Here is a 10,958-nt window from a genome sequence, read left to right as displayed (position 1 = left end):
CTAAGTGAAGAAGCAGATGAAACAAGTAAAGCTGCAGAAGAAGGAAGCAAAACGATAGAAAGTATAAGTCAAGCGGTGAAAGAAGCGGTAGAAAGGACAAAAGAAAGTCAAAAAGAAGTAGAAACACTCGCAAGCAATGCCAAGAACGTACAAAGTATAGTAGAAACGATAAACTCGATAACGGAACAAACGAACCTGTTGGCACTAAACGCAGCGATAGAAGCGGCAAGGGCAGGGGAAGCGGGAAGAGGATTTGCGGTTGTAGCGGATGAGATAAGGAAGTTAGCGGAAGAATCAAGGAATGCAACGGATGAAATATCCGAAATACTAACCAACATAACGCAAGGAACGAACAAAGTAAACGAATCGACGAACAAGGTAGTAGGAACGATAGGAGAAATAAACGAAAAGATGGAGAATGTACAGAAAAGTTTCAATCGTATAAAAGAAAGGATAGAAAGGATGGACCAAGGGATAGAAAACATGACGGCAAGTGCAGAGGAACAAAGTGCGAGTGCNCAAGAGATGAGCACAGCGATGGACAGGGTAGCGAAAGCNGTNACAGAAATAAGTGAACAACTAGAAANGTCAAGAAGTGTAATAGACGAACAAGTAAAACAAGGGATAGGGATAAACGAAGAAGCGAAAGAGTTGAGTGAATTAGCCACAGAGTTAAAAGGATTGGTTGAAAGTTTTAAGATATAAAGTGGTCTAAGTAACCCTAAAACAAATAAAGCAAAAAGGTAGACATAATAGAAAAGGTGAGAAAATTGAATATATTAGATTTTAAAGGAGAAGTAAAGAAAAAAATTAAAGAACTAGAGAAACAACTAAGTGATCCGTATATTACTAACGATATTGAAAATTTAAAAAAATTAGGACAGGAGCATTCCAAACTATCAGAATTAAATACACTGTTTGAGAGTTACGAACAGGATTTAGAAGACATAAAAGCGTTAAGAGAAATGTATGAAAACAAGGATGTCTCTGAAGAAGAATATCAGTCAATGCTCCAAGAGTTAGAGAAAAAGGAAGAAGAAACAAGAAAAAAAATTATAGAAGGTTTAGTTTCTCAAGATGAGTATGATGAGAGGAATATCATTATGGAGATAAGAGCAGGTACTGGAGGTGATGAAGCGAGCCTTTTCGCTTCAGAGTTAATGAGAATGTATCTACGGTATGCTGAAAGAAAAAATTGGAAATATGAACTCCTTGATCTAAACGAAAACGAACTTGGTGGAATTAAAACCGCCATATTAAAAATAAAGGGTCAAGGTGCTTACAGAAGATTGAAATACGAAAGTGGTGTGCATAGGGTACAAAGGGTACCTCAAACAGAATCTTCTGGAAGGATACACACTTCGACGGCCACCGTTGCGGTGTTACCGGAAGCAACGGATATAGATATTCAGATAAATGAGAATGATCTCAGAATAGATACCTATAGGGCAAGTGGGGCAGGTGGTCAGTACGTCAACAAAACGGATTCTGCCGTTAGAATAACCCATCTCCCCACTGGAATCGTTGTAACTTGTCAAAATGAAAGATCCCAACATCAAAATAAAGAAAAAGCTTTAAATATACTAAGGGCAAAACTTTTTGAGATAAAGTTAGAAGAGCAGCAATCTCAGCTTACACAAGAGAGAAAATCACAAATAGGTACTGCACAGCGAAGCGAAAAAATAAGAACATACAATTTCCCACAAAACAGGGTTACAGATCATAGAATTCAATATACCACTCATAGAATAAACGAAATACTTGATGGAGATTTAGATGAAATAATAGATAAGCTCCTAGAAAAAGATCTTAAAGAAAAACTTGAAAGTTTAACAATTTAAAATTAACTTATTGTTAGAGGTGATCTAATGGTTAAAATAACTTATCCAGATAATTCTGTTCAAGAATTTAAAGATGGAATTACCCCTGCAGAAATTGCTAAAGGTATATCCGAAGGGCTATACAGAAATGCTATAGCAGCTGAAATTAACGGCGAATTAAAAGATTTGAATACCCCCATAATGCAGGATTCAACTATTAAGTTAATAACTTTGGATGATGAAATAGCTCCAAAAATATACAGACATACGATGGCTCATATTATGGCCCAGGCGGTGGCACGGATTTTCGGAGAGGATAGAGTCAAATTAGCTATAGGGCCGGTTATTGAAAACGGTTTTTATTACGATTTTGATATTGAAGGGCACAACCTTTCAGAAGAAGATTTTTCAAAGATAGAAGAGGAAATGAAAAAAATTATAAAAGAAGATATAAAAATTATTAGAAAAGAAGTAAATAAAAAAGAGGCTATTGAATTATTCAAGGATCAACCTTACAAACTGGAATTAATTGAGGAACTAGAAGAAGACACTATTTCAGTTTATTTTCAAGGGGATTTTTATGATTTGTGTAGAGGTCCTCATCTTCCTTCTACTGGGTATGTTAAATATTTTAAGCTTCTTTCCGTATCCGGAGCTTATTGGCGGGGAGATGAAAAGAACAAGATGCTTCAAAGGATATATGCCACCGCCTTCCCCAAAAAGAAACAACTTGACGATTACTTAAACATGTTGGAAGAGGCAAAAAAAAGAGATCACAGAAAATTAGGTCCAAAATTGAATTTATTCATGTTACAATCTGAAATGGCTCCCGGTATGCCTTTTTTCCTACCGAATGGTAAGATAGTTTTAAATGAATTGATGGCTTACTCCCGCCAAGTTCATAAAAAATATGGATACGAAGAGGTAGAAACCCCTCAAATCATGAATATCAAATTATGGTATCAATCAGGGCATTGGGATCATTACAAAGAGAATATGTTTTTCACAGAGAAAGAAGATATGCCTATGGCGGTCAAACCGATGAATTGCCCAGGGCATATATTGATATATAAGAATAACTTTGTCAGTTACAGAGACTTACCAATAAGAATGTTTGAATTTGGTAAAGTGCATCGCTACGAAAGAAGCGGGGTTTTACATGGCCTTTTTAGAGTTAGAGCTTTCACTCAAGATGACGCACATATATTCTGCATGCAGTCACAAATCGAGGAAGAAATAATAAAAGTTATACAACTAACAAACGAAATATTTTCATCATTTGGTTTTGAATACGAAGCCATCTTAAGTACTATGCCCGAAGATCATATGGGAGATATTGAAAGTTGGGAAAGGGCTACCGATGCTTTAAAAAAGGCATTAGAAAAGACTAATATGAAATATAGAATAGATGAAGGTGAAGGAGCTTTTTATGGACCTAAAATAGACTTTAACGTTACAGATTCCCTTGGAAGAAAGTGGCAATGTACCACGATTCAGCTTGATTTTCAGATGCCCGAAAGGTTTGATATGGTATACGCAGATGAAAACGATGCACAAAAAAGGCCGGTTATGATTCATAGAGCAATATTTGGGTCTTTAGAAAGATTCTTTGGTATTTTAATAGAAAACTTTGCTGGGGAGTTTCCAACTTGGCTTTCTCCTGTTCAAGTATCAATTCTTCCAGTTTCTGAAAAATTTAACGAAGAAGCAAAGAAATTTTCTCGTATTTTAGAACAAGAAGGTATTAGAGTTTATGTAAATGATTCTGATGCTACCGTGGGATATAAGATAAGAAATGAACAGATGAAAAAAGTGCCATATATGATAGTTTTTGGAGAAAAAGAAATGAACTCAGATACTATAAATATAAGAACTCGAAAGGGCGATACCATAGAAAATGTTTCAAAAGAACGTTTCATTGAGGAGATTAAAAATGAAATAAAGAACAGAAATTTGGACTTAACTTTTTAATTTAATAATACTAATTTATTAAAGGCGCCCAAAAAAGGGCGCTTTTAGGTTTTTAATTGAGATTATTTTTTTCGTCTGAGTTCTTTTTTCTTTTCTTTTCTAAAACCTCTTTTGCTTGATTATAATGATATGAACCCTCACGTAATAAAACGCTTCCGCAATTTGGACATCTTTCATCTTGACAAGGAACGCCTGGTGTATGAGGTTTTTTATACCCACATTTTACACAAACACAAAAACCTCCGCCACCCATGCCTCCTCCTTCTCTTCGCATAATTAAACCCTCCCAATTGTATTTTTAAAAGTCAAGTTATTCTTTTCTGTTAAGGATCTTTTCACATTTGTCAATGAAGGTATCAAGAACTTCTGATTCCATCTTAATACCCTCAAGAGCGTATCTGAGATACTCCAATCCCATTGGCGTTATTGTGTAAACCTTCACAGGGGGACTCTTGGAAGTATCCCAACTTGAAGTTATATATCCGCTTCCCTCTAACTCTGAAAGTATTCTGTATATCCTGCCCATCTGACCAATACCTTCGATTGTTTCCACACCCATTTCATCCAATTTATTGGCAATTTCATAACCATAAGTTGGGTTTTCGGCAATGATTAAAAGAATAAAATTAGCTAAAAATCTACCCTTGCCTCTCCACCCTTTTCCTCTACCTCTTTGGTAAGCAGACATTCTTTAAACTCCTTGATCATGAAATTTCGATTTCACCGTATAATCTTGATCTTTTAAATTGTTAGAAGCTAATGCTTCAATTATTTCTTTTAAAGTCCCATCTACCCCTCTTATAACCTGAATATTAAGATTTTCAAAGGCATATATCGCTTTCATTCCAATCCCTCTGACTACCATTAATTCAACACCTTTTTCATGCATGTATTCAGGGATCTCTCCTGTTGAATGGTTTTCCAAAGGGTTCTTTTCTATTTCATAGCTGTATTCTTTATTTTCTTTCAAATCCACAAAGGCAAAATAAGGAGCGTGCCCAAAATGTTCACTGATTCTTGAGTTTTCTCCTATATTTTCTATCAATGGAATAGCAATCTTCATTTTTTCCCTCCCGTAGTTTTAGATATTAATGTCTTTAGAAACTTTATTTAGCGCCCCTTCGCCCCGCTGCCCGCCCATAAGGAAAAGCAAAAGGCTTTGTCCTTTCGTACTCCCCACCCATAAGGAAAGGTATGGTAAGGCTTCACCCTGCTCCCCATCTTGTAACCTTTTTAGAATTCTTGAAGTTTTTCTAATTTCAAAAGATCGATATTTTCTTGGACATTGCCATCTGAAGCTATGTAGGCTTTGATATTTGCCGCTTTTAAAGCTGTCAAGGCATTTTCTCCAAGATTTTTGGAAATTACTGCATCTATTCCTTGATCTGAAAGTTCGTTCACAATTTTTGTTCCTACCCCATGTTCTTGGCTATTGTCAGGAGAAAAAAATTCATAACTTTCATCTTCTGTATCGTAAACTAAAAAGTAAGCTGCTCTTGCAAATCTTTCGTCTAATTCGGATTCCAATGTCTTTTCTTTAGCTGGAACTGCAATTTTCATTTTTACACACCTCTCTATTTATTAAAAAGTATTTGTAAGATTTTTTGATATATGGATTTTATGTACTTTGATGAGATAGAATCTTCGTACAAGATTATTGGTTTAGCTTCTCTTGTGGCTAAATTCACCATTTCATCGAAAGGTATCTTTCCTAAAAAATCTATATTTTCAGAAAAACACCATTCCTCCAGGGAAGAACTCACAAATTCATTTAAATCAAATTTATTGATTACTACACCAAACTTCACTCTCATTTTCTTTAAAGTTTCAACCGCTCTTTGAAGGTCGTGAAATCCTGAAAGGGTAGGTTCGGTAACTATAATAGCGTAGTTTACACCAGCTACAGACGATGTTGCAGGGCATCCTATGCCAGGAGCACCATCTATTATGATAACATCTTTTTTTAAACTTTCACCCACAGAAAAAGACTTTTTTCTTATCTCAGCTACCAAACCTCCCGAAGTTTCTTCCCCCGGATTCAAATCGCCATGTACCAAAACCCCTTTTGGAGATTTTGATTCATAATAATATCCAGCTAAATTTTCTACAAGTTTTATCGCCTTTTCCGGGCAGGTGAGTATACAAAGTTTACAACCTTCGCATGCATATTCGTTGATAACATATCTACCCTGTTGAAAATCTATTGCATCGAACCTGCATTTGTCTTTACAAATACCACAATTAGTGCATTTTTCATAATCTATTTCAGCTTTTTTCCCACCATAGTATTCATAGCTTTGTTTTAACTCAACAGGAGATAACAACAAATGAAGGTTAGATGCATCAACATCGCAATCACTCATTACAGGATTTTGGAAAAGGTAGCTTAAAGAAGCAGATAATGTTGTCTTTCCAGTTCCACCTTTTCCGCTAATTATAGCTATTTGCTTCATGCGAACACCTCTGTTATATTTTCATACAAAAGTTCAAAACTTCTGAGCAATTCTTCGGATTGATCTACGATCAATTTCCCCTCCGAGTACCATTTAGCTATTTTCTTATCAAAATCGATTTTCATAAGTAGAGGAATTTTTTCTCCCTCAAGGTACTCTGTTAGCTCGGCAAATGCAGGATCGTAGCGATTGATTACCACTCCGTAAGGGATTTCCATTTCTTTAACTAACGATATTGCAAGTTTTAAATCGTGTAATCCAAAAGGAGATGATTCAGTTACTAAAACAGCAAAATCTACCTTCTGTAAAACTTCCACAACTGGACAAGAAGTACCAGGAGGGGCATCGATTATAGTTACATCGTAGTCATCCGAAATATATTTCTTCAATTCTCTAATAATCCTTACACCGGAGGGTTCTCCTATATTCAAAAGCCCCATACCAAAATCAAAATAATCTGTCTTTCCAAATCTTAATTTTCCTAAGCTTTTAGGTTCTTCATCGATAGCTCTTACTGGACAAATTTCAGAACAAACGCCACAACCGTGACATAAATTTTGAAAAACGAATACTCCTTTTTCAAAGACATTAATAGCACCAAACTGGCACTCTTTTGCACACAGTCCACACAGGATGCATGTTTCTTTATTTACTTTTGGTATGAGTACATCCACACTTTTTTCTTCTTCGAATATGACGTTGTAGAATAAATGGTCATTAGGCTCTTCAACATCCGCATCTAAAAGCAAAACTTTCATATTTTTTGAAAGAACTTTGGCTAAATTTGTTGATACGGTAGTTTTCCCGGTTCCTCCTTTTCCACTCAAAATGGCTATCTTCAATGGCAAATTGATCTCTCCTTCAACCGTTGTAATGTACATATGATGCATAAAAGCAGGCACAACTCATTTTTAATCTAAAACTGAGTTGTGCCCTAATATTAAATTTACTCGTCTTTTTTCTGGCTATCGTCTGTTTCTTTCAGGATTCCTTCAATGTAGTTTAATTCGTTTTTTAAATACTCTCTTTGGGATTCTAAAAAAGCCTTGTCACTTCCTACAGGATAAGACGGTGGATAATATGCTCCTGCCCATCCGCCGTAGGTTCTTGGACCGTAACCATAACCTCTACCGTAGCCGAAACCTCTTCCGAATCCTCTTGCACCATAACCGTAACCTCTACCATAAAAACCACTGCATCTTCCTAAACCTCTACCCGTCATTGGGCCTAAACCTCTAGGTCCGGTTCCATCTAAAAAAGGCATAAAATTACCTCCTTTCATATATATGCAATTTACATATATATTATACACAAAAAATCTTCTTTTGTCAACAAAAAATCATTTTGATTTTTTTGGTTTTTGGTGTAAAATTAAATTGTTACCGTTAACGTTAACATGAGAGAGGTGGTAAAAATAAGTCGAAGTAGTTTTGTAACCATAAAAGATATCGCCGAAAAAGCAGGGGTTTCTGTCAACACTGTATCAAGGGCTTTAAACGATAAACCAGATATAAACCCACAAACAAAAGAAAAGATCGAAAAAATTGCCCAAGAATTAGGCTATGTTAAAAACATATACGCTACCATGCTCAAATCCAACGTAACTCATACAATTGGAGTAATCATGCCGGATAGTTCCAACCCTTTCTTCTCTGAAGTATTCAAAGGTATTGATAAAGCAGCACGGGAGAATAATTATCAAATAATAATTATGAACTCCGAAGGTTTATACGAAAATGAAGAAAAGTTTTTAAAAACTCTCTTAGAAAGGAGAGTTGACGGTATTCTTCTTTTTCCAATGCAAAAGAGTTATGAAGATATACAGGAACTGATAAAAGAGCACTTCCCCATTGTACTTGTAGGTAGAGAAATAGATGGTTGGAATGTGGATGAGATATTCAGTGATGAAGTAAAAGGGGGATATCTTGCAACCAAATATCTTATTGAAAAAGGGTGTAAAAAGATAAAAATGATCACCGATCAACTATATAACTCTGCATCATATGGAAGGCTTCAGGGTTATAAAAAGGCTTTAAAGGAGAAAGGTTTAACTTTTTTCGAGGATGATATCAAGATATGTGAAGGGATACACGAAGGTTACCACGTTAAAGCGGGGTACGATAAAACGATGGAAATGATCAGAAAAAGAGAAGAATTCGACGGGATATTTTGCTACAACGATCTAATAGCTTACGGTGCGATTAAAGCTTTGAAAGAAAATAATCTAAAGATTCCAGAAAATGTTTCAATAGTAGGGTACGACGATATAGCTTTTTCAAGGTTAATCGAACCGGAGTTAACAACGGTAAAAGTTAAAAAGTTTGAAATGGGCTATGAGGCGTTTCAGATGTTGTATAAAAGAATAAAGAGTAAGAAAAGAGACAACTCATCAACAAGGAAAGTATTAGATATAGAACTCGTAGTGAGGAAATCTTAAACAAAAAAGGAGAGAAATTGTATGGCAGAGTTACGATGGAACCCTTTATTAAAAACATACACAATGGTTGCCGATAACAGACAAAATAGGCCCCATTTACCTGAGGATTGGTGCCCCTTTTGTCCAGGACCGGGTAAAAAAGTGCCTCCAAACTATGACGTTTATGCATACGACAACGATTTTCCCGCTTTAAAACCAGATCCAGATGAACCAAATATACAAGGAACGGATTTGTACAAAGTCGAAAAAAATTATGGAAAATGCGAAGTGATTTTGTATTCTCCCGATCACAATATTACCCTTCCTCAATTACCAGTAGAACATATATTTAAGTTAGTAAATTTATGGGTTGAAAGATTTGAGGAGCTCTCAAAAGATGAAAAAATAAAATACATCTTTCCTTTTGAAAATAGAGGAAAAGAAGTAGGGGTTACGATGCTCCATCCGCACGGTCAATTATATGCTTATTCGTGGATTCCTTTGAAGTTAAAAGTAGAACTCGACAACTGTAAGGAATATTACGAAGAAAATGAAAAATGCCTTATTTGTGAAATGAACAAAGAGGAAAAGGAGTTTCAAAAAAGAATTCTTTTTGAGAATGATTCATTTCTCGTTTATCTTCCCTTTTTTACTGACTACCCTTATGGTGCTTTCATAGTGAGCAAATCCCACAAGGGAAACTTAACAGAATTCGACGAAAAAGAAAAATGGGACCTGGCTGAGGCGCTAAAACTGTTAACAGGTGGCTTTGATGCGTTGTTTGACAAACCCTTCCCCTACATGATGAATATCCATCAAACTCCTGTTAATTCAGAGGAATATGCAGATTCTTACAAATACTATCATTTCCATATTGAATTCTATCCCCCATTAAGAGACAAGGATAAAATAAAATGGTACGCATCAAGCGAGATGGGGGCTTGGGCTGCGGCAAATACCATGGCGGTGGAAGAAACAGCTATTACTTTAAGAAATGCAATAGAAAAATTCAAAAAAATACAATAGAGAGGTCGTCAAAATGGATTTAATAAATACTTTTCAAGAAATCTACGGAGTTAGTAAAAATCCCATACAAAGATTCTTCTCTCCAGGAAGAATAAATCTTATAGGCGAACATATAGACTACAATGGAGGATATGTGTTACCAGTAGCTATAAACCTTGGAATAAATGGCTTAATGAATTTGAGGGACGATAATTTAATTTGCCTGAAATCTCTGGATTTTCCCAATGAGATAAAAGTAGATCTAAATAAGGAAGTAGATTATTGTAAAGAAGATGGTTGGGGGAACTATGCCAAAGGAGTTATAAAGTTTTTATTAGAAGATGGATTCCCCTTGAAGGGATGTAATATACTGATTAAAGGAGAACTTCCAAATGGAGCGGGCCTTTCATCTTCTGCGGCTTTAGAGGTACTAATTGGATTCATGCTCTTATCTCAAAATCAATCCCCTGAAGAAATTGATAGAACATACCTAGCCCTCTTAGGGCAAAGGGTTGAAAACAAATTTATTGGTGTGAACTCTGGAATAATGGATCAATTTGTTATATCAAATGCAAAGAAAGATCAAGCTTTATTGCTTGATACTCAAAGTCTAACTTATGAATATATACCTTGTCATTTAGATGGGTATTCTCTAATTATTATGAATACAAATAAAAGAAGAGAGCTTGCTTCTTCTCAATATAACCAAAGAAGAAAAGAATGTGAAAGTGCTTTAGAAAAAATAAACCAAGTAAGGAAAACAAGGGCTCATAATTTATGTCAATGTAGTGTAAAAGATCTCGAATTTCTTGATAATGAAATAGAGCTAAAAAGAGCAAGGCATGTAATAACAGAAAATCAAAGGGTTATTCAAGCTTCTAAATTATTAAAGAACAACGATATTGAAGGTTTTGGAGTTCTTTTAATCCAATCCCATAATTCATTAAAAAATGATTATGAAGTGACAGGTTTTGAACTAGATACAATTGTGGATGAGGCTTTAAAAATCGAAGGCTGTGTAGGAGCCAGAATGACGGGAGCAGGGTTTGGTGGATGTGCCATTGCTTTGGTGGAAAAAAGTCAGATAAAAGCTTTCAAAGGGCAAGTTTCCAAGAATTATTATGAAAAAACAAAAATAGAACCATCTCTTTACGAAACAACTATTGAAGATGGAGTGAAAATTCTCAAAAAATGAGAAAATTTCAGCTAAACGGGAATAATCACTTTTAATTGTCTTTAATTTACCCTAGCTGTCCATAACAAGGTTTTGCAACGAATGTTAACTCTGATATA

Annotated in this window: 12 protein-coding genes and 1 pseudogene; 6 read left to right on the top strand and 7 right to left on the bottom strand. The window is 35.4% G+C overall.

All coding sequences use genetic code 11. From position 1 onward, the window contains the following. The 3 genes and pseudogenes from NAAC61_RS09005 to thrS all read left to right on the top strand — a co-directional run. Positions 1-518 (top strand): annotated as a pseudogene (locus NAAC61_RS09005) (methyl-accepting chemotaxis protein); the annotation flags it as partial. 258 nt (positions 519-776) lie between these two features. Next, the gene (gene prfA / locus NAAC61_RS09000; protein ID WP_202695823.1) at positions 777-1,841 is read left to right on the top strand and encodes a peptide chain release factor 1; all 1,065 of its coding nucleotides are present in this window, start codon (positions 777-779) and stop codon (positions 1,839-1,841) included. A gap of 27 nt (positions 1,842-1,868) precedes the next feature. Continuing rightward, positions 1,869-3,791, top strand: coding sequence for a threonine--tRNA ligase (gene thrS / locus NAAC61_RS08995; RefSeq protein ID WP_202695822.1), 1,923 nt, complete (start codon positions 1,869-1,871; stop codon positions 3,789-3,791). Between the two features lie 52 nt (positions 3,792-3,843). Here thrS and NAAC61_RS08990 read toward each other — a convergent pair whose 3' ends face one another. The 7 genes from NAAC61_RS08990 to NAAC61_RS08960 all read right to left on the bottom strand — a co-directional run bounded on the left by NAAC61_RS08990 (position 3,844) and on the right by NAAC61_RS08960 (position 7,508). Further along, on the bottom strand, positions 3,844-4,065 hold the full coding sequence (locus tag NAAC61_RS08990; RefSeq protein ID WP_103065838.1) for a ferredoxin: 222 nt from the start codon (positions 4,063-4,065) through the stop codon (positions 3,844-3,846). A 36-nt stretch (positions 4,066-4,101) separates the two neighbouring features. Then, the gene (locus NAAC61_RS08985; RefSeq protein ID WP_103065837.1) at positions 4,102-4,479 is read right to left on the bottom strand and encodes a PadR family transcriptional regulator; all 378 of its coding nucleotides are present in this window, start codon (positions 4,477-4,479) and stop codon (positions 4,102-4,104) included. Between the two features lie 3 nt (positions 4,480-4,482). Continuing rightward, a complete protein-coding gene (locus NAAC61_RS08980) occupies positions 4,483-4,854 on the bottom strand; it encodes a NifB/NifX family molybdenum-iron cluster-binding protein (protein WP_121567421.1) in 372 nt (123 codons plus the stop codon). A 170-nt stretch (positions 4,855-5,024) separates the two neighbouring features. Next, positions 5,025-5,351 (bottom strand): NifB/NifX family molybdenum-iron cluster-binding protein, encoded by a 327-nt coding sequence (locus NAAC61_RS08975; RefSeq protein ID WP_121567420.1) that lies wholly within the window; start codon positions 5,349-5,351, stop codon positions 5,025-5,027. 14 nt (positions 5,352-5,365) lie between these two features. Next, complete coding sequence (locus tag NAAC61_RS08970) at positions 5,366-6,244, bottom strand: ATP-binding protein (protein ID WP_202695821.1); 879 nt, start codon at positions 6,242-6,244, stop codon at positions 5,366-5,368. After that, positions 6,241-7,092: an ATP-binding protein gene (locus NAAC61_RS08965; RefSeq protein ID WP_273542591.1), complete on the bottom strand. Its 852-nt coding sequence runs from the start codon at positions 7,090-7,092 to the stop codon at positions 6,241-6,243. The genes NAAC61_RS08970 and NAAC61_RS08965 overlap by 4 nt, the downstream gene beginning before the upstream one ends. Before the next feature lie 98 nt (positions 7,093-7,190). Beyond that, positions 7,191-7,508, bottom strand: coding sequence for a DUF5320 domain-containing protein (locus NAAC61_RS08960; protein ID WP_121567418.1), 318 nt, complete (start codon positions 7,506-7,508; stop codon positions 7,191-7,193). A 132-nt stretch (positions 7,509-7,640) separates the two neighbouring features. Here NAAC61_RS08960 and NAAC61_RS08955 point away from each other — a divergent pair, with 132 nt between their 5' ends. Genes NAAC61_RS08955 through NAAC61_RS08945 form a run of 3 tightly spaced genes read left to right on the top strand, consistent with a single transcriptional unit; the run spans position 7,641 to position 10,860 of the window. Beyond that, entirely contained in the window at positions 7,641-8,681 is a 1,041-nt protein-coding gene (locus NAAC61_RS08955) for a LacI family DNA-binding transcriptional regulator (RefSeq protein ID WP_202695820.1), read from the top strand. A gap of 21 nt (positions 8,682-8,702) precedes the next feature. Then, positions 8,703-9,686, top strand: coding sequence for a galactose-1-phosphate uridylyltransferase (gene galT / locus NAAC61_RS08950; RefSeq protein WP_202695819.1), 984 nt, complete (start codon positions 8,703-8,705; stop codon positions 9,684-9,686). Between the two features lie 13 nt (positions 9,687-9,699). After that, positions 9,700-10,860: a galactokinase gene (locus NAAC61_RS08945; RefSeq protein ID WP_202695818.1), complete on the top strand. Its 1,161-nt coding sequence runs from the start codon at positions 9,700-9,702 to the stop codon at positions 10,858-10,860. Positions 10,861-10,958: the final 98 nt, after the last annotated feature.

This window comes from Petrotoga sp. 8T1HF07.NaAc.6.1 (genome assembly GCF_016772115.1).
GTDB classification, from domain to species: Bacteria; Thermotogota; Thermotogae; order Petrotogales; family Petrotogaceae; genus Petrotoga; species Petrotoga mobilis.
The sequence above is the reverse complement of the archived record's forward strand: the minus strand, read 5'-3'. Positions and strand labels throughout refer to the sequence as shown.

Bases quoted from the DNA above. Each gene is read 5' to 3' on its own strand.
- thrS (WP_202695822.1), top strand. From the start codon at position 1,869: ATGGTTAAAATAACTTATCCAGATAATTCTGTTCAAGAATTTAAAGAT.
- NAAC61_RS08990 (WP_103065838.1), bottom strand. From the start codon at position 4,065: ATGCGAAGAGAAGGAGGAGGCATGGGTGGCGGAGGTTTTTGTGTTTGT.
- NAAC61_RS08985 (WP_103065837.1), bottom strand. From the start codon at position 4,479: ATGTCTGCTTACCAAAGAGGTAGAGGAAAAGGGTGGAGAGGCAAGGGT.
- NAAC61_RS08980 (WP_121567421.1), bottom strand. From the start codon at position 4,854: ATGAAGATTGCTATTCCATTGATAGAAAATATAGGAGAAAACTCAAGA.
- NAAC61_RS08975 (WP_121567420.1), bottom strand. From the start codon at position 5,351: ATGAAAATTGCAGTTCCAGCTAAAGAAAAGACATTGGAATCCGAATTA.
- NAAC61_RS08970 (WP_202695821.1), bottom strand. From the start codon at position 6,244: ATGAAGCAAATAGCTATAATTAGCGGAAAAGGTGGAACTGGAAAGACA.
- NAAC61_RS08960 (WP_121567418.1), bottom strand. From the start codon at position 7,508: ATGCCTTTTTTAGATGGAACCGGACCTAGAGGTTTAGGCCCAATGACG.
- NAAC61_RS08955 (WP_202695820.1), top strand. From the start codon at position 7,641: ATGAGAGAGGTGGTAAAAATAAGTCGAAGTAGTTTTGTAACCATAAAA.
- galT (WP_202695819.1), top strand. From the start codon at position 8,703: ATGGCAGAGTTACGATGGAACCCTTTATTAAAAACATACACAATGGTT.
- NAAC61_RS08945 (WP_202695818.1), top strand. From the start codon at position 9,700: ATGGATTTAATAAATACTTTTCAAGAAATCTACGGAGTTAGTAAAAAT.